At 67.1% G+C, this 17,153-nt stretch carries 14 protein-coding genes and 1 pseudogene; 7 read left to right on the top strand and 8 right to left on the bottom strand.

The window, feature by feature from the left end:
* Positions 1 to 88: 88 nt before the first annotated feature.
* The 3 genes from CAL25_RS14730 to groL all read left to right on the top strand — a co-directional run bounded on the left by CAL25_RS14730 (position 89) and on the right by groL (position 3,915).
* The gene (locus CAL25_RS14730; protein WP_094801321.1) at positions 89 to 1,285 is read left to right on the top strand and encodes a CaiB/BaiF CoA transferase family protein; all 1,197 of its coding nucleotides are present in this window, start codon (positions 89 to 91) and stop codon (positions 1,283 to 1,285) included.
* A 658-nt stretch (positions 1,286 to 1,943) separates the two neighbouring features.
* A complete protein-coding gene (groES, locus tag CAL25_RS14725) occupies positions 1,944 to 2,231 on the top strand; it encodes a co-chaperone GroES (RefSeq protein ID WP_094801319.1) in 288 nt (95 codons plus the stop codon).
* Between the two features lie 34 nt (positions 2,232 to 2,265).
* A complete protein-coding gene (groL, locus tag CAL25_RS14720) occupies positions 2,266 to 3,915 on the top strand; it encodes a chaperonin GroEL (RefSeq protein WP_094801317.1) in 1,650 nt (549 codons plus the stop codon).
* A 132-nt stretch (positions 3,916 to 4,047) separates the two neighbouring features.
* On the opposite strand, the gene CAL25_RS14715 is transcribed toward groL, so the two are convergent.
* Both CAL25_RS14715 and CAL25_RS14710 read right to left on the bottom strand, forming a co-directional pair.
* Positions 4,048 to 5,067 (bottom strand): Bug family tripartite tricarboxylate transporter substrate binding protein, encoded by a 1,020-nt coding sequence (locus CAL25_RS14715; protein ID WP_094801315.1) that lies wholly within the window; start codon positions 5,065 to 5,067, stop codon positions 4,048 to 4,050.
* A gap of 133 nt (positions 5,068 to 5,200) precedes the next feature.
* Positions 5,201 to 5,911, bottom strand: a complete 711-nt coding sequence (locus CAL25_RS14710) for a FadR/GntR family transcriptional regulator (RefSeq protein WP_094801313.1) — start codon at positions 5,909 to 5,911, stop codon at positions 5,201 to 5,203.
* 138 nt (positions 5,912 to 6,049) lie between these two features.
* Here CAL25_RS14710 and CAL25_RS14705 point away from each other — a divergent pair, with 138 nt between their 5' ends.
* Entirely contained in the window at positions 6,050 to 7,252 is a 1,203-nt protein-coding gene (locus CAL25_RS14705; protein WP_094801311.1) for a mandelate racemase/muconate lactonizing enzyme family protein, read from the top strand.
* Between the two features lie 11 nt (positions 7,253 to 7,263).
* Positions 7,264 to 8,223: a 2-hydroxyacid dehydrogenase gene (locus CAL25_RS14700; protein ID WP_094801309.1), complete on the top strand. Its 960-nt coding sequence runs from the start codon at positions 7,264 to 7,266 to the stop codon at positions 8,221 to 8,223.
* Between the two features lie 7 nt (positions 8,224 to 8,230).
* On the opposite strand, the gene CAL25_RS14695 is transcribed toward CAL25_RS14700, so the two are convergent.
* On the bottom strand, positions 8,231 to 9,130 hold the full coding sequence (locus tag CAL25_RS14695; RefSeq protein ID WP_094801307.1) for a LysR family transcriptional regulator: 900 nt from the start codon (positions 9,128 to 9,130) through the stop codon (positions 8,231 to 8,233).
* 92 nt (positions 9,131 to 9,222) lie between these two features.
* Between CAL25_RS14695 and CAL25_RS14690 the strand changes: the two genes are divergently transcribed.
* Both CAL25_RS14690 and CAL25_RS14685 read left to right on the top strand, forming a co-directional pair.
* Positions 9,223 to 9,720, top strand: a complete 498-nt coding sequence (locus tag CAL25_RS14690) for a DMT family transporter (protein WP_094801305.1) — start codon at positions 9,223 to 9,225, stop codon at positions 9,718 to 9,720.
* Between the two features lie 131 nt (positions 9,721 to 9,851).
* Positions 9,852 to 10,742, top strand: a pseudogene (locus CAL25_RS14685) (YihY/virulence factor BrkB family protein); the annotation flags it as partial.
* Positions 10,743 to 10,917: 175 nt separating this feature from the next.
* On the opposite strand, the gene CAL25_RS14680 reads toward CAL25_RS14685, so the two are convergent.
* From CAL25_RS14680 to CAL25_RS14660, 5 genes are read right to left on the bottom strand one after another with little or no spacing between them, the layout of a single operon-like run.
* Entirely contained in the window at positions 10,918 to 11,967 is a 1,050-nt protein-coding gene (locus CAL25_RS14680; RefSeq protein ID WP_094801301.1) for an Ldh family oxidoreductase, read from the bottom strand.
* Positions 11,964 to 13,472 carry a mannitol dehydrogenase family protein gene (locus CAL25_RS14675; RefSeq protein WP_094801299.1) on the bottom strand — a complete coding sequence of 503 codons (1,509 nt, stop codon included), beginning with the start codon at positions 13,470 to 13,472 and terminating at the stop codon, positions 11,964 to 11,966. The genes CAL25_RS14680 and CAL25_RS14675 overlap by 4 nt, the downstream gene beginning before the upstream one ends.
* Positions 13,473 to 13,477: 5 nt before the next feature.
* Positions 13,478 to 14,689: a D-mannonate dehydratase ManD gene (gene manD, locus CAL25_RS14670; RefSeq protein ID WP_094801297.1), complete on the bottom strand. Its 1,212-nt coding sequence runs from the start codon at positions 14,687 to 14,689 to the stop codon at positions 13,478 to 13,480.
* Positions 14,690 to 14,720: 31 nt separating this feature from the next.
* Complete coding sequence (locus tag CAL25_RS14665) at positions 14,721 to 16,262, bottom strand: UxaA family hydrolase (RefSeq protein WP_094801295.1); 1,542 nt, start codon at positions 16,260 to 16,262, stop codon at positions 14,721 to 14,723.
* Positions 16,263 to 16,281: 19 nt separating this feature from the next.
* Positions 16,282 to 17,148 carry a fumarylacetoacetate hydrolase family protein gene (locus CAL25_RS14660; protein WP_094801293.1) on the bottom strand — a complete coding sequence of 289 codons (867 nt, stop codon included), beginning with the start codon at positions 17,146 to 17,148 and terminating at the stop codon, positions 16,282 to 16,284.
* Positions 17,149 to 17,153 lie beyond the last annotated feature (5 nt).

Here is a 17,153-nt window from a genome sequence, read left to right as displayed (position 1 = left end):
TTGCAAACTAAGCGATTGTTGTCATCTGTGCATAGCCTCAACATGCCTGTATGTACACCTCACGGGGCATCGCGCTCCATACCGCAAAATGAATGCACAGATTGCACAAGACAAGCCGCTGCAAGGGCTGAAGGTCCTCGACATCACCCATATGTTGGCGGGCCCCTACTGCACATGGATGCTCGGCCTGATGGGGGCCGACGTCATCAAGGTCGAGCGGCCGGGCGAAGGGGATTTTGCCCGTGCCATTGCGCCGTTCCGGGATGACGAAAGCCTGTACTTCATGAGCGTGAACCGCAACAAGCGCAGTATCACGCTCAATCTCAAGACGGAAGAAGGCAAGCAGATCCTGCGCGACCTGATCGCGCAGAGCGACATTCTCGTGGAGAACAATCGCGCCGGCGTCATGGACCGACTAGGTCTGGGATACCAGGATGCCCGCGCGATCAATCCCCGACTGATCTACGCGTCTATCTCCGGCTATGGCCAGACCGGACCGTACCGGCACAAGCCGGCATTTGACGTGATCGCACAAGCGGTGTCCGGCATGATGAGCATCACGGGCCAGGAGGGCGGGCCTCCCGCTCGCGTCGGCGTGTCCATCGGCGACATCGCGTCCGGACTGTTCGCCGCCGTCGCGGTGCTTGCGGCCGTCGAGGGCCGCCATAAGAGCGGCGAAGGCGCGTTCGTCGACGTATCCATGATGGATTGCCAGCTGGCGCTGATGGAGAACGCGGTTTCGCGGTATCTGAATGCTGGCGAAGTCCCTGTCCGCCTGGGCAGCCGCCATCCGCTGATCGCGCCGTTCCAGTCCTTCAATACGGCCGATCAGCCCATTGCCATTTGCGTGGATACCGAACCTCAATGGCACCGCTTCTGTCACGCGTTGGGGGTGGAAGCGCTACTAGACGATCCGCGCTTTGCAGATGGTCCGATGCGCGCCGCGCGGCACGCGGAATTGGAGCCGCTGCTCAATGCCGTTTTCTCCCAAGGGCGGCGGGACGACTTTCTGGAACGTCTTGAAGCGGCCGATGTGCCGTGCAGTCCCATCAACAGCATTCCGGAGGTCACGCAAGATCCCCAGGTCGCTCATCGGCAGGTGCTGGTAGAGGTTCCGGAGGCGTCGGGCATCAAGTATGTGGGAGCGCCTTTTCATTACAACGGCGGGCCGGTGTCGGGAGAAACCGCCCCGCCCGCCCTCGGCGCGCATAATGAAGAGATTTTGGCTGAACTCGGCCTGGACAGTGTGCGGATAGCGGAGCTGCGTCGGATTGGTGTTTTGTAGCCTCTGATTTCCGCTCATCCCGTCAACTCTACGGTCGCAACAACGCACGCATGCGTCCCACTTGCGCGCCGTGGATTCGGATTGGAATCAGACCAAGAAGCACGACAGCCCTCTGTGCGACACCAGTGACCTATGGGATCGAGCCCAGTGGACAGGCGCTGCGTATGGAGTGGCGCATCCAGAGGCATTCGCAGCTAACTAAAGCTGTGGCGTCGCGCGGGTTGCCGCTGGGAGGGGACAGATTTCTGCGAATGAGCGTCAAAGTTGAATGAACTTTTTGGGGAGAACTTCAATTTGAGTGAACTTTTCTCGCCGAAAACCAACTTCAGTGAACCAAAAACCCGAGATCTCATAGGGTAGATCACGGCCCCCCTGCGGCGGCTTAGTGGGACCTCGACCGCAAAAAGTCGTGTGGGCCCGCATGGATAGGGCTCCCACCGCATTTTTGGAGCTCCAAGTTCTGTGAACCAAATCGCAAGTTCAATGAACTTCGACACCGACCCCAATTCCCCGCCCCACCAAAGATGTAACAGCACCGCCCCTCCCCCTTGAACCCTCAGAACTCATCCCTATAATTAGCACTCGTCGCCGGTGAGTGCTAACAGCGCTCCCGCGCTAAACCGATCATTTCTCTCTTCTTTAGAAACAGGAGTTCCTCATGGCCCTGCGTCCCCTGCACGATCGCGTGATCGTCAAACGCCTGGACAACGAGCGCAAAACCGCCTCGGGCATCGTCATTCCGGACAGCGCCGCTGAAAAGCCTGATCAAGGCGAAGTCGTGGCTGTCGGCCCCGGCAAGAAGACGGAAGACGGCAAGGTTCTGCCGGTCGACCTGAAGGTCGGCGACAAGGTCCTGTTCGGCAAGTACGCCGGTCAGAGCGTCAAGGTCGATGGCGAAGAGCTGCTCGTCATCCGCGAGGAAGAAATCCTCGCCGTGATCCAGTAACTGCGAAACCGATTTCAAGAAGGAAGCTGACAAAATGGCTGCCAAACAAGTTCTGTTTGCCGATGACGCCCGCGTGCGCATCGTGCGTGGCGTGAACGTTCTCGCCAACGCTGTTAAGACCACCCTGGGCCCCAAGGGTCGCAACGTCGTGCTGGAGCGCTCGTTCGGCGCCCCGACCGTGACCAAGGACGGCGTCTCCGTCGCCAAGGAAATCGAACTGAAGGACAAGTTCGAAAACATCGGCGCCCAGCTCGTCAAGGACGTGGCTTCGAAGACCTCGGACAACGCCGGTGACGGCACCACGACCGCCACCGTGCTGGCTCAAGCCATCGTTCAAGAAGGCCTGAAGTACGTTGCCGCTGGCTTCAACCCCATCGACCTGAAGCGCGGTATCGACAAGGCGGTTGCCGCCGCCGTCGGCGAACTGCAAAAGATCTCCAAGCCGGTCACCACCAGCAAGGAAATCGCTCAAGTTGGCTCGATCTCGGCCAACAGCGACAGCTCCATCGGCCAGATCATCGCTGACGCGATGGACAAGGTCGGCAAGGAAGGCGTCATCACCGTCGAAGACGGCAAGTCGCTGGAAAACGAGCTGGACGTCGTCGAAGGTATGCAATTCGACCGCGGCTACCTGTCGCCCTACTTCATCAACTCGCCCGAGAAGCAAGTTGCCGCTCTGGACGATCCGTTCGTTCTGATCTACGACAAGAAGATCAGCAACATCCGTGATCTGCTGCCGGTGCTGGAGCAAGTCGCCAAGTCGAGCCGTCCGCTGCTGATCATCGCCGAAGACGTCGAGGGCGAAGCCCTGGCGACCCTGGTGGTCAACAACATCCGTGGCATCCTGAAGACCACCGCCGTCAAGGCGCCTGGCTTCGGCGACCGCCGCAAGGCCATGCTCGAAGACATCGCCATCCTGACGGGCGGCACGGTGATCTCCGAAGAAACCGGCATGTCGCTTGAAAAGGCCACCCTGCAAGAACTGGGTCAAGCCAAGCGCATCGAAGTGGCCAAGGAAAACACCACGATCATCGACGGCGCCGGCGACGGCCGCTCGATCGAAGCACGCGTGAAGCAAATCCGTGCCCAGATCGAAGAAGCCACCTCCGACTACGACCGTGAAAAGCTGCAAGAGCGCGTGGCCAAGCTGGCTGGCGGTGTTGCCGTGATTCGCGTCGGTGCTGCCACCGAAGTCGAAATGAAGGAAAAGAAGGCTCGCGTCGAAGACGCCCTGCACGCTACCCGCGCCGCAGTGGAAGAAGGCGTTGTGGCTGGCGGCGGCGTGGCTCTGCTGCGTGCCAAGCAAGCCATCACCGACCTGAAGGGTGACACCCCCGACCAGAACGCCGGCATCAAGCTGATCCTGCGCGCTGTCGAAGAGCCCCTGCGCACCATCGTCGCCAACGCCGGCGAAGAGTCCAGCGTCGTTGTCAACAACGTGCTGAACGGCAAGGGCAACTACGGCTACAACGCCGCGACCGGCGAGTACGTCGACATGGTCGAGCAAGGCGTGCTGGATCCCACCAAGGTGACCCGCACCGCTCTGCAAAACGCCGCGTCGGTGGCCAGCCTGCTGCTGACGGCTGAAGCCGCTGTGGTCGAGCTGGTGGAAGACAAGCCCGCTGCTCCGGCCATGCCCGGCGGCATGGGTGGCATGGGCGGCATGGGCGGCATGGACTTCTAAGTCCCGCTGCACTGCCGGCGCCCCCGCCTCACCGGGGGCAGCCCAAGCACCAAAAAGCCTCGCAAGGTTCGCCTTGCGAGGCTTTTTTCATTGCGCGAAGCGCGGGCCGAGGCGGTGATCCGACGATCCCGCTCAGAACACCTTGATGTCGCCCTCTTTCACGACACGCGCCCAGTGATCGGTTTCTTTGCGCAGCCACTGGCCCATCTCGGCCGGCGTCATCTTCACCGGCTCGGAACCCAGCTCCGCGAAGCGCTGCTTCGTGTCGGCCTCGTTGACGATCTCGGCGATCGTCGCGTGCAGCTTCTCGACGATGGCGGGCGGCGTGCCGGCGGGTGCCATCAGCGTCTGCCAGGAGCCGGTGACAAAGCCCGGCAGGCGCTCGGACAAAGCCGGTGTGTCGGGAATCGGCGCGAAGCGTTCCGGACTCGCCACCGCCAGCATGCGGATCGTGCCGCCCTTGACCAGCGGATAGGTGGCCAGGAAGCTGTTCATCGCCACGTCGATCTGTCCGCCTGCCAGGTCCGACAGGACCTGCGAGCCACCCTTGTAGCCGATGTAGTTCCAGTCGATGCCGGTCTGGCTGGCGAACAACACGCCGGCCAGGTGCGTGATCGACCCCGGCGTTTCACCGAAATTGAGACGGCCCTTGTTGGCCTTTGCGTAATCGATCAGCTCCTGCACGTTGTGCACGGGCAGCTTGTTGCTCACCACCAGGATGTGCGGCGAGTACGCCACCACCGAGACCGGCGCGAGGTCTTCGGTCGGGCTGTAGTTCAGCTTCATGATGCTCGGCGAGATCGTGAGACTGCCCGAGTCCATCAACAGCAGCGTGTAGCCGTCGGCATCCGACTTGGCCACGTAACTGGCGCCGATGCTGCCATTGGCGCCCGCCTTGTTCTCGACCACCACGGCCTGCCCCCACCGTTCGGTGAGCTTCTTGCCGATCAGGCGTGCCATTACGTCGGACGCGCCGCCCGCGGGGTTGGGCACGACGATACGAATGACTTTCTGGGGATAGGCCGCGGCAGGATCCGCGGCGAAGGCGGTGCTGCCGGCGCTGGCGCCGAGGGCCGCACAAAGGCCGGCGACCAGGCGCGCCAGCGTGCGCCGCTTGGCGGGCACGACGGCCGGCCGGGAAGGCAAGAACATGATGTCTCCTTGTCGTTATGCGGGCGCGGCCGACTGGAGACGGCGTGTGCCCGTGCCGGCCCTGGAGGACACGGCGGAGACATCTTCCGCTTAAGCTGTAAAATCTGTCAATAGCTGATTGCGCGAATGCGGGTTATCCAGCAGCGCCACGGCCGCCGAACAGCCGCGCGATCCCGCCTTGCAGATGCGCCACCATGGCCGCCCGCGCGCGCTCGGCGTCGCCCGCCTCGATGGCCTGCACGATGGCGCCGTGCTCGGCAACGACGCGCTGGCGCCGCTCGGCCGAGAAGGGGCCCGACAGCTGGCGCACGAGATCGATGCTGAAGCGCGTCTGCGCCACCAAGGCCGTCATCGTCATCTCGAAGAAGCGATTGCCACAGGCGGCCGCCACGGCGGCATGAAACGCGATGTCCTCGTCGATGCCGGGGTTGCCCGCCTGGAGCGCGCGCTCGAACCCCGCATGCCTGCGCACGATCTCGGCCACCGCCTCCGGATCGCGGCGGGCCGCCGCGCGCGCGGCGATTTCGCCTTCGAGGGCGCAGCGGAAATCCAGGAACGACTGGATGTCCGGAATGCTCGACAGCGAGCCGAACTCCACGATCTCGGCCTGCGGCTTGAGCGCCTCGACATAGTTGCCGGAGCCCTTGCGCGCGGAGATGCGCCCCTCGGCCCGCAGGCGCGCCAAGGCTTGGCGCAGCACCGGCCGCGACACCGACAGGCGGCGCGCCAGCTCGATCTCGCCGGGCAGGCGGGCGTGGATCTCGAAGCCCTCGCTGCCCAGCAGCGCCAGCAGTTGTTCGTAGACCTTGTCGCTGAGAAGCCGGTCGGTGGATGCGTGATTCATGGGGCGGGAGTTTGAAGCAAGCCACTGCCGCGAGCAAGGCGCCGCGCCAAAAGCTGTAAAGCAAAACGAACTTCTATTGACAGATTTTACAGCATTGCCGACACTACAAGCCCGCTTCCCCGATCAGGCCGTCTCGCCATGTCACGCATCACCCAACTGCGCACGTATCGCCACCCCGACCGGCCCAGCCTGCTCTGGCTCGAGATCGACACCGACGACGGCCTCACCGGCTTGGGCGAGACCTTCCGCGGCGCGGCCACGGTCGAGACCATGATCCACGCAGAAATCGCGCCGCAACTGCTCGGGCGCGACGCCAGCGCCATCGAAAGCATCAACGCGCTGCTGACCCAACCCTATGTGGGCTACAACGCCTCCGGCGCCGAGATCCGCGCCGCCAGCGCCGTCGATATCGCGCTCTGGGACCTGGCCGGCCAGCGCCAGCAGGTGCCGCTGTATCAGGCGTTGGGCGGTGCCGCCCGCACCGGCATCCCCGTGTACAACACCTGCGCGGGCTACGCCTTCAACACGAGCGGCAAGCGCCGCGACATCGGCGCGGCCGATGTGTCGACCGGCCCTTACGACGATCAGGTCGCCTTCATGCGCGACGCGGGCGCCCTGGCAACCAGCCTGCGCGACGAAGGGTACGCGGCGATGAAGATCTGGCCGTTCGACATCTATGCGCCCAAGACGCAGGGCCAGACCATCAGCCTCAAAGACCTGAAAACCGGGCTCGAGCCCTTCAAGCGCATCCGCGACGCGGTGGGCGACGACATCGAGGTGATGTGCGAGCTGCATGGCTTGTGGGGCAACCACGCCGCGCTGCGCATCTGCCAGGCCCTCGAAGACTACGGCGTATTCTGGGCCGAGGATCCGATCTCCAAGATGGACGACGTCCATACGCTTGCCGACCTGCGCAGCCGCACCCGCACGCCGATCTGCGGCAGCGAATCGCTCGCCGGCCTGCCGGTGTTCCGCGACCTGCTCGCCGCCAATGCGCTCGACGTGGTGATGCTCGATCTGTGCTGGTGCGGCGGCATCACCACCGCGCGCAAGATTGCCGCGTTGGCCCAGGCCTACGCCAAGCCGCTCGCGCCGCACGACTGCACCGGTCCGGTCGCGCTGATGGCCGGCCTGCATCTGGCGCTGCATGCGCCCACGGCGATCTACCAGGAGGTCGTGCGCGCCACGCTGGCCACCTGGTACCGTGACCTCGTCACCGACCTGCCGCATATCGACGCAGGCGTGGCCCTGCCGCCCACGGGCCATGGCCTGGGCACGCGCCTGTCTCCTGCTTTCAAGGCACGCACCGATCTCCTGGTGCGCGCCAGCCACGTTTCCTGAGGACGTCCGACATGAAGATTCTGGTTGCGGGGCTGCATGCCCCCAACGCACCGCGCCTGGCCGCCCTGCTGGGCGCCGACCACGACGTGCAGGCCGCCAGCGCCCTGCCCGCGCAAGGGCCCATCGAAGCCGATGTGCTGGTCACCAACCGCCTCGGCGCCGACGAAGCCGCGCGGTTCCAGGGCCGTCTGGTGCATGTGCCCGGCGCGGGCGTCGACGCGATCTCGCAGGATGCCCTGCCCGCGGCCTGCCCGGTCTGCAACGTGCACGGACACGAAATCCCCATCGCCGAGTATGTGACGCACGCGCTGCTCGATCATTTCCTGCAGCCCTGGCGCCTGCCGACCGAACTCGACGCGCGCGCATGGCCGGCGGTGTATGCCGCTCGGCCCTATCACCGCGAGGCCGCCGGCAGCACCGTCGCCATCCTGGGCTACGGCCACATCGGCGAAGAGATCGGGCGGCGCGTGCGCGCGCTGGGCATGCGCGTGATCGCCGTCACGCGCAGCGGCAAGGTCGATGCCGACATCGTGCCAGATGAGATCGTCACGACCGCCCAACTCGAAGACGTGCTGCCACGTTGCGCGGCGCTGGTGCTCTGCTGCCCGCTCACGCCCGAAACACGCGGACGCGTGGGCGCGGCCGCGCTCGAGGCCCTGGGTCCGGACGGGCTGCTCATCAACGTGGCACGCGCGGAGGTCGCGGACGAACAGGCGCTCTACGCGTGCCTCGCCGACGGCCGGCTCGGCCGGGCGGTGCTCGATGTCTGGTATCGCTATCCCGCGGAAGGCGAGGTCGATGTGGCGCCCTCGGCGTTTCCCATTCATGCCTTGCCCAATGTGCGCTGCACGCCCCATGTGTCCGCGCTCACGCCCGGCCTGCTCGAACGCCGCTACGCCTTCATCGCCGACAACATCCGCGCGCTCGCCGCGGGCACGCCGCTACGGGGCGTGGTGCGCGCCGCTCGCTGAGATCGGCTCAGCCGCAAAGTCCGGCCAGTTGTGCGCGCAACCAACCCAGCGCCGCATCGCCATCGCGGCGCGGGTGCCACACCTGCTCGAACGCAAAGGCCGGCAGCGCCAGAGGCGGCGCGAAGCGGCGTAAACCTTGGGGCAAGCGGCCGGCCGCCACGGTGCGCGCGGCCACGGTCAGCACCAGATCCGTTCCCGGCACGACATCCAGCGCGGCGCTCCAGTGGGGCAAGACCAGCGCGACATGGCGGCGCCCGCCGCGCGCGGCCACCGCGGCGTCGATGTCGTTGTCGCCATCCGGCCGCATCGCCACCAGCACATGCGGCCGCGCCAGCCACGGCCCCCACGACAGCCCCCCACGCGCGGGCAGGGTCGCGGCGTCGGCCACGCTCGTGAAATGCTCCTCGAACAGCACCTGGCGGCGCAGGTGATCCGGCATCGCCGGAAACACGCCGAGCGCCAGATCCAGCTCGCCATCGTCCAACTGGCCCAGCATGGTGGCGCGCCCGGCCTGGCTCACGGCCAGATCGATGCCCGGTGCCTGCGCGCGCAACTGACGCATCAGCGGCGGCAGTACCAGCCGGGCCGCGTAATCCGACATGCCGAGCCGCAGGCGCCGCCGCGCGGCACCGGGCTCGAAGGCGGGCGTGCGCAGCACATCGTCGAGTCCCGACAAGGCCTGACTCAACGGCGGCAACAGCTCCTGAGCCCGCGCGCTGAGCTGCAGGCCGCCCTCGCGCCTGACCAGCAACGGATCGCCGAAATGGGCGCGCAGCTGCGCCAGCGCGTGGCTCACGGCCGGCTGGCTCTTGTGCAGCCGCAAGGCGGCACGCGTGACGTGGCGCTCGGTCAGCAGGGCATGCAGCGTGAGCAGCAGATTCAGGTCGATGCGTCGCAATTCATCCATGCGACGAATAATGCACGTTAGAAATAAGAATTTCCATTCATGTGGAGCATCGTTCACGCTGTCTGGGTCGAAACCGAACCAGGAAATCCCTCATGCCCGCGCTCGTGCCTCTGTTCATCGCCGTGCTTGCCGGCGCCGCCGTCCCGCTTCAGGCGGCCAGCAACGCCGCCCTCGGCCGCGCGCTGGGCCATCCGCTGTGGGCCACGCTGTGCTCGCTGCTGGTGAGCGTGGCGGTACTGGCGCCCGTGCTGCTCGCCGCCCGCGTGTCGGCCCCCACCCTCGCCCAGGCCACCGGCGGGCCGACCTGGCTGTGGCTGGGCGGTGTCGCCGGGGTGGTCTACGTAACGGCGGCGCTCGTCCTCGCGCCGCGCCTGGGCGTGGCCAATTTCATCGTCTGCGTGATCGCGGGCCAGATGCTGGCATCGCTGGTGCTGGACCATTTCGGTCTGATGGGGCTGCCGGTGCGGCCGACGAGCGGGGCGCGCCTCGCGGGCGTGACGCTCATTCTGCTGGGCATGGCGGTGGTGCAGTGGGACAACCGCTCGCCGCCCGCCGACACCGCTGCCACCCCGGCGTCATCGCAGCGTTGAGGGGCCGGGCACGCATCGTGCTGGGCAGGCTGACACGAAGCCGGATCGGCTTCCCTAAAATGGGGCTTGGACTCAGATCGGCTTGATTCAAGCCTGCCCCTGCAGCATTGCAGCAAACACGGACTGTACCCATGCGACTGCGCGCGCCCACCCTGCTCCGCTTCCTCCGCCCCAGAGAGCTCTTCGGCTTGCTGAAAGACTCGGCGAATCAGTGGTCCCGTCATCGGGCCTCGAGCAAAGGTGCCGCGCTATCGCTCTATATGGTGTTCTCGCTCGCGCCCATGCTGATCCTCGTGATCGCGGTGGCGGGCGCGTTCTTCGGCGAAGAGGCGGTGCGCTCGGAGCTGTTCGGCCAGGTGCGCGATCTGACCGGCGAGCGTGGCGCTGAGGTGATTCAGACCGTGCTGGCGAGCGCCCACGAGTCGGGGAAGGGCTGGCTTGCCGCCCTGTTCTCGATCTCGGTGCTGGTGTTCTCCGCCACCACGGCGTTCGCCGAACTCAAGGCCAGTCTGGACGAACTCTGGGAGGCCGACCCCGACCAGAGCAGCGGCATCCAGGGCCTGGTGCGCAGCCGCATGCTGTCCTTCGGGCTGGTGCTGGTGCTGGGCCTCTTCCTCCTGCTGTCGCTGATGGTCAACGCCGCGATGGGCGTGGCGCGCGGCTATTACGGCGACCTCTGGACCAACTCTTACGTCGCCATCATCGGCGAATGGATCTCCAGCCTGTTTTCCTTCGCGGTGGTCACGGCGCTGTTCGCGGTGGTCTTCAAGCTGCTGCCCAGCGCCAATGTGCTGTGGCGCCATGTCATTCCCGGCGCCGTCGTGACGGCCGCGCTGTTCCTGATCGGCAAATGGGGCATCGGGCTCTACCTGGGCAACGGCGCCGCCACCTCGGCCTATGGTGCCGCCGGCTCCCTGATCGCCCTGCTGCTGTGGATTTATTACTCCGCGCAGATCTTCTTCTTCGGTGCGGTATTCACGCGGCAGTACTCGCTGCGGGCCGAGCGCCTCGAACAAGGCGCGGCCACCGGAGACGCGCCCACAGGGGCGACCCCGGTGCCGCCAGCAGGATCGCCCGCCGCGGATCCCGCAACCGCCCGCCCCATGACGCCGGAGACCGCACCGGGCACCGCCCACCCGCAGACGAACACGGTGCCCCAGACGCCGTCCGCGCCGCCACGCCAAGACCTGCCCTGATTCAGGCGGGCGGCGACACGCGCAATCGCGCGCTCCACGCCTGGATCTCGCGCCAGAGCCCGGCCTCCACCGGAATGCCGCCCGTTTCGCGCTCGCGCTGCGTATGCGCCTCGGGTTGGCCCGGCACCTGCGGGGCGCCGGGCTGTTGCGCCAGCTCGCTCGCCATCAGCGCCACGACACCGGCCAGCACGGCGCCGCCCGCGAAACGCCGCGGGTCGATCACGATGAAAAAGGCGCCGAGCCGACGCGGCTCATCCAGCCGCTCGTACATCGGCGATATATGCGGCCCGAAGGGATTGCCGTTCAAGGGCCCGCAGAGCACCTCGATCATCATGGCGAGCCCGTAGCCCTTGTAGCCGTACTCGGTCCCGCCGAGCGGACGCAATGCCCGCACGGACTGCGCGTCGGTCGCGTCCTCGCCCGCCTCGTCCAGCGCCACACCCGGCGGCAGGCTCCGCTGCTCGCGCCGCGCGTTCATCACGCGGTTCCAGGGAATCGCCGTAGTGGCCATATCGAGGCACAGCGGCTCGCCGCCCTCGCGCGGCACCGCGATCGAGATCGGGTTGGTGCCGAAGAACGGCACATGGCCGCCAAAGGGCGCGGCGATCGCGTCGGAATGCGTGAAGGCCAGCCCGATCAGGCCGGCCTGCGCGGCGCGGCGGCTGTACAGCCCGACGGCTCCGCAGTGCGAGCTGTCGCTCACGCCGACGGCGGCCACACCCGCTTCCCGCGCGAGCTCGATGGCCAGCGCGTTGGCACGGTGCCCCACGATGATGCCCAGCCCTTGCCCGCCGTCGACCTGCGCCGTGGCGGGCCCGCTGCGGGTCACGCGGATACGGGGCCGCGCCAGGATGGAGCCATGCGAAAGACGATTGAGATAGTGCGGCAGCCGTGCGATGCCATGGGAGTCGATCCCCCACAGACTGGTCTGCACCAGGCTATCGGCGAGGCACACGGCATCGTCCTGATCCAGGTCGTGCGCGCGCAGGCAGCCCACGGCCCAGTCCCGCAGCGCCGCGGCCGGCACCCGGCGTATCAACGCCTCGTTCATGGCAGCACCTCCCTGACCGTCGCGGCCACGCCGCGCACGCGCAGCGCGCCGAGATGGCGCGCCAGCAGATTCGCGAGCGCCTCGTTACCTTCCAGATCACCGAACACCGGACGGAATGTCAGCAGACAGGCGGCCTCGGCCAGCGGCCCCGCCTGGGCCTGCGCTGCGGCCAGGGCCAGGTGCTCGGCCAGCTCGCCGGCCAGGGGATCGTCGATCTCATAGCGCGCACCGGTTTCGTCGTAGCCCCGCAGATAATGCAGCCAGCCCGCCACGCCCAGCGCCAGCAGCGTGGCCGGCTGACCGGCGCGCAGGCGGTCGCGCAAGGTATTCAGCAGCCGCTGCGGCACCTTCTGCGATCCATCCATGGCGATCTGCCGCGTGCGATGCGGCAGTGCCGGATTCGCGAATCGCGCCATCAGCTCGGCGGCATAGGCACGCGAGTCCAGGCCGTCGACGACGCCGAGCGTGGGCGCGACCTCGTCATTCAGCATGCGGTCGATCAACGCGTGCAGATGCGGATCGCCCACGGCCTGCGGCACCGTCTGGTGTCCGGCCATCGCGCCCAGATAGGCCAGCGTGGAATGCGCGCCGTTCACCATGCGCAGCTTCACGCGTTCGTAGGGTTCGGCATGCGGCACGAAGCGTACGCCGGGCACGCGGTCCCAGGCCGGCCGCCCCTGCGCAAAGCGATCTTCGATCACCCATGCAAGATAGGGCTCTCCGACCACGGGCCAGGCATCGTCGGCGCCCAGACTCGCCGAGATGCGCGCGCGGTCGGCCTCGGTCGTACGCGGCACGATGCGATCCACCATGCTGCACGGAAACGTGCAATGCAATCCGATCCACCGCGCCAGATCCGGGTCGTACTCCTGCGCAAAGGCGAGCACCAGGCCGCGCAGCGTCGCGCCGTTGGCCGGCAGGTTGTCGCACGAGAGCAGCGTGACGGGCGGCAGGCCGCGCGCCTCGCGCAACGCGAGGCCATGCACGATCATGCCGATCGCGCTGCGTGGCGCGTCGGGCGCGTCGAGATCGTGCTGGATGTCCGGGTCTTCCCAACGCAGCTGGCCCGTGGCGGGATCGTGCGCGTAGCCTTTCTCGGTGACCGTGAGGCTCACGATGCGGGTATCCGGATGCGCGATGCGCTCCAGCACGGCCCGCGGATCCTCGGGCGCCACGAGCACCTGCAGCACCGAGCCCACCACCCGCAATCGCTCGCGGATCGCGCCACCCGCCGCGCCTTCGCGCAACGCCAGCGTGTAGAGCCCGCCTTGAGGCGCGAGGGCATCGCGCGTGTCGGCATGACGCAGCGACACCCCGATGATGCCCCAGTCGCCCTGCGCCGGATCGGCGAGAACGCGGTCGGTCACGTCCGCGAGGTGGGCGCGATGAAAGGCCCCGATCCCCAGGTGCACGATACCGGGGCGCAGGCGTTCGCGCGCATGCGCGGGCCGTTCGACCCCGGCGGCCAGGAGCGCGAGTGAGGTGGGCGAGAGACGGACGGCCATCGCGCTCACCAGTGCCAGAGCGTGCCGTCGTGCGCCTGCCGGTTCACCGGCAGGTAGGCACGCTGATACGGATACTTCGCGGCCAGGGCCTCGTCGATCTCCACGCCATGGCCGGGCACGTCGCCCGGAAACATCATGCCGTCGTCGAAGGTGTAGGCGTGCGGAAACACGGCATCGGTCTCTTCGGTATGGCGCATGTATTCCTGCACACCGAAGTTCGGCACCCACAGGTCGAAGTGCAGCGCGGCGCCCATGCAGACCGGTGAGAGATCGGTGGCGCCATGGCAGCCGGTGCGCACCTGATACACCGCGGCAAGATCGGCGATGCGGCGCAGATGCGTGATCCCGCCCGCATGCACGACCGTGGCCCGGATGTAATCGATCAGCTGATTCTGGATCAGGTCCTTGCAGTCCCACAGCGTGTTGAAAATTTCGCCCACCGCCAGCGGCGTGACGGTGTGCTGACGAATGAGGCGAAAGGCGTCCTGATTCTCGGCCGGCGTCGCGTCTTCCATCCAGAACAGCCGGTAGGGCTCGAGCGACTTGCCCAGCCGCGCCGCTTCGATGGGGGTGAGCCGATGATGCACGTCGTGCAGCAGATGCGTGTCCCACCCGACCGCGTCGCGCACGGCCTCGAACAGCCGCGGCGTATGGTCCAGATATTTTTCGGTGGACCAGTCGTGCTCGGAGGGCAGATCCGCGTCGGCGGGCTCGTAGAACATCCGCCCGCGCCCGACGCCGTACACGGCGTTCAGGCCCGGCACACCGCTCTGCGCCCGGATCGCGCGGTAGCCCATCTCGCGGTAGCGCAACACCGCTTCGACGGTCTCGGGGATGTCGCGCCCGTTGGCATGGCCGTACACCATCACCCCCGTGCGGCTCTTGCCGCCCAGCAATTGATACAGCGGCATGCCAGCCGCCTTGGCCTTGATGTCCCACAGCGCGGTATCGACGGCGGCGATGGCCGACATGGTCACCGGCCCGCGCCGCCAATAGGCGCCGCGATAGAGGTATTGCCAGATGTCCTCGATCTGGTGCGCGTCGCGTCCGATCAGGCAGGGAATCACGTGCTCGGTGAGGTAGGCTGCGACCGCGAGCTCACGGCCGTTGAGGGTGGCGTCGCCGATGCCCGACAGCCCCTCGTCGGTGTCGATCTTCAGGGTCACGAAGTTTCGTCCCGGGCTGCAGACGATGACGCGGGCTTGAGTGATCTTCATGAATAGACGTGCCTTCGATGAATGAGGGTTGCTACATCACCGCGCCCAACTGCCAGGGCACGAACTCGTTCTGGCCATAACCATGTTCTTCGCTCTTGCTGCGGCGCCCCGACGCGGTCTGCAGCATCAACCGGAAAATGCGCTCGCCCATCTCCGCCACGCTCTGCGCGCCGTCGACCACCTCACCGCAATTGATGTCGATGTCGTCGGCCTGCCGCTCCCACAGCGCGGTATTGGTCGACAGCTTGAGCGAAGGCGCGGGCGCACAGCCGTACGCCGAGCCGCGCCCCGTGGTGAAGCAGATCAGGTTGGCGCCACCCGCCACCTGTCCGGTGGCCGACACCGGGTCGTAGCCCGGCGTGTCCATGAACACCAGCCCCGGCGTGCCGACGGCCTCGGCGTACTCGTAGACGTCGGTCAGATTGGTGGTGCCGCTCTTGGCGATCGCGCCCAAGGACTTTTCCAGGATGGTGGTGAGGCCACCCGCCTTGTTGCCGGCGGACGGGTTGTTGTCCATCTGGGCATCGTTGCGCGCGCAATAGCCTTCCCACCAGCGCACCCGCGCCAGCAGCTTGTCGGCGACGGCCTGGCTCTGCGCCCGCCGTGTGAGGAGGTGCTCCCCGCCATAGATCTCGGGCGTCTCCGACAGGATGGCGGTTCCGCCGTTCTTCACGAGGATGTCGACCGCGGCGCCCAGCGCGGGATTCGCGCTGATGCCCGAGTACCCATCCGAGCCGCCGCATTGCAGGCCCACCACCAGATGGCGCGCGGGCACCGGCTCGCGGCGCACGCGGTTGGCCGCTTCCAGCATGGACTCCACCAGTTCGATGCCGCGCGCCACGGTCTTGCGGGTGCCGCCGGTGTCCTGGATGTTGAACGTATGCAGCAGCCCGCTTTCGTGCAGGCCCTCTTGCGCCATCAGCCCGCCGATCTGGTTGGTCTCGCAGCCCAGCCCCACCACCATCAGCCCGCCGAAATTGGGATGCCGCGCGTAGCCACCCAGCGTGCGGCGCAGCACGCGCAGCGGCTCGCCCTCGCTGCCGGTCGCACAGCCCGCGCCGTGGGTCAGCGCCACCACGCCGTCCACCTCGGGATAGGCCGCGAGCGCGCCGGGATGCACGTCGCGCCGGAAATGGTCGGCAATCGCGCGCGCCACGGTCGCGGAGCAGTTCACGCTGGTGAGGATGCCGATGTAGTTGCGCGTGGCGACACGGCCGTCGGCCCGCACGATACCGTCGAACGTGGCCGGCACCGGCGCGAAATCCGTCGGATGCGCGTCGGCGCCCACGGCGTAGTCGCGTTCGAAATCCGAGAACGCCAGATTGTGGCTGTGCACATGCTGGCCCGCCGCGATGTCCTGGCGCGCTACGCCGATCACCTGGTTGTAGCGCCGCACCGGCGTACCGGCCGCGATGGGGCGCACGGCCACCTTATGGCCGGGCGGCACCAGGCCGGACACCGTCACGCCTTCTGCCTCGATCCGGGTGCCCGACACCAGCTGACGCCGGGCGATCACCACGTTGTCCGCCGGATGGATCCGGATCACCGCCGCCTGCTGTGTCTGTGTCGTCATGGCGCCCCCTCAGGGCCAGCTAATCGTCGATGCGCGCCGGATCCCAGGCATGCACGCGCTGATGCTGCTCGCCCAAGCCCGCGATGCCCAGTTTCATCTCGTCGCCCGCCTTGAGATACACGGGCGCCGGCTTCTGGCCCATGCCCACGCCGGGCGGGGTGCCGGTGCTGATCAGGTCGCCCGGATAGAGCGTCATGAAGCGGCTGACGTAGCTCACCAGCTGCGCCACGCCGAACACCATCGTGCGCGTGCTGCCGTTCTGGTAGCGCTTGCCGTTGACCTCCAGCCACATGTCGAGCGCCTGCGGATCGGCCACCTCGTCGGCCGTCACGAGCCAGGGGCCGACGGGGCCGAAGGTGTCGCAGCCTTTGCCCTTGTCCCAGGTGCCGCCCCGCTCGATCTGGAACTCGCGCTCGGAGACGTCGTTGACCACGCAATAGCCCGCCACGTGCGCCAGCGCATCGGCCTCCGACACATAACGCGCGCGCTCGCCGATGACCACGCCGAGCTCGACTTCCCAATCGGTCTTGACCGAGTCCTGCGGCAGCACGACCGCATCGTTCGCGCCGACCAGCGCCGACGTGGCCTTCATGAACACGACCGGCTCGGCCGGCACCTGCAGGCCGGCCTCGGCCGCGTGGTCGGCGTAGTTCAGGCCGATGCAGATGAACTTGCCCATGCCCGACCAGGGCGGTGCGATGCGGCCGGGCCGCTCCACCAGCGGCAGGCTGGCCGGGTCGAGCGCGCGCAGGCGTTCGAGCGCAGCGCGGCCCAGGCCCGCGGCCGTCAGGTCCGGGATCACGCCGGACAAGTCGCGCACACGACCCTCGGCGTCGAGCAATGCCGGCTTTTCCTGGCCTTTGGCGCCATGGCGCAGCAATTTCATGGTGA

This window comes from Bordetella genomosp. 5 (assembly GCF_002261315.1).
Classification (GTDB): domain Bacteria; phylum Pseudomonadota; class Gammaproteobacteria; order Burkholderiales; family Burkholderiaceae_B; genus Bordetella.
Note: the sequence above shows the minus strand (reverse complement) of the source record. Positions and strands in the feature narration are given on the sequence as shown.

Coding starts and splice junctions, on each gene's coding strand:
- CAL25_RS14710 (WP_094801313.1), bottom strand. CDS start 5,911: ATGAATCACGCATCCACCGACCGGCTTCTCAGCGACAAGGTCTACGAA.
- groES (WP_094801319.1), top strand. CDS start 1,944: ATGGCCCTGCGTCCCCTGCACGATCGCGTGATCGTCAAACGCCTGGAC.
- CAL25_RS14715 (WP_094801315.1), bottom strand. CDS start 5,067: ATGTTCTTGCCTTCCCGGCCGGCCGTCGTGCCCGCCAAGCGGCGCACG.
- CAL25_RS14660 (WP_094801293.1), bottom strand. CDS start 17,148: ATGAAATTGCTGCGCCATGGCGCCAAAGGCCAGGAAAAGCCGGCATTG.
- manD (WP_094801297.1), bottom strand. CDS start 14,689: ATGAAGATCACTCAAGCCCGCGTCATCGTCTGCAGCCCGGGACGAAAC.
- CAL25_RS14690 (WP_094801305.1), top strand. CDS start 9,223: ATGCCCGCGCTCGTGCCTCTGTTCATCGCCGTGCTTGCCGGCGCCGCC.
- CAL25_RS14665 (WP_094801295.1), bottom strand. CDS start 16,262: ATGACGACACAGACACAGCAGGCGGCGGTGATCCGGATCCATCCGGCG.
- CAL25_RS14675 (WP_094801299.1), bottom strand. CDS start 13,472: ATGGCCGTCCGTCTCTCGCCCACCTCACTCGCGCTCCTGGCCGCCGGG.
- CAL25_RS14705 (WP_094801311.1), top strand. CDS start 6,050: ATGTCACGCATCACCCAACTGCGCACGTATCGCCACCCCGACCGGCCC.
- groL (WP_094801317.1), top strand. CDS start 2,266: ATGGCTGCCAAACAAGTTCTGTTTGCCGATGACGCCCGCGTGCGCATC.
- CAL25_RS14730 (WP_094801321.1), top strand. CDS start 89: ATGAATGCACAGATTGCACAAGACAAGCCGCTGCAAGGGCTGAAGGTC.
- CAL25_RS14680 (WP_094801301.1), bottom strand. CDS start 11,967: ATGAACGAGGCGTTGATACGCCGGGTGCCGGCCGCGGCGCTGCGGGAC.
- CAL25_RS14695 (WP_094801307.1), bottom strand. CDS start 9,130: ATGGATGAATTGCGACGCATCGACCTGAATCTGCTGCTCACGCTGCAT.
- CAL25_RS14700 (WP_094801309.1), top strand. CDS start 7,264: ATGAAGATTCTGGTTGCGGGGCTGCATGCCCCCAACGCACCGCGCCTG.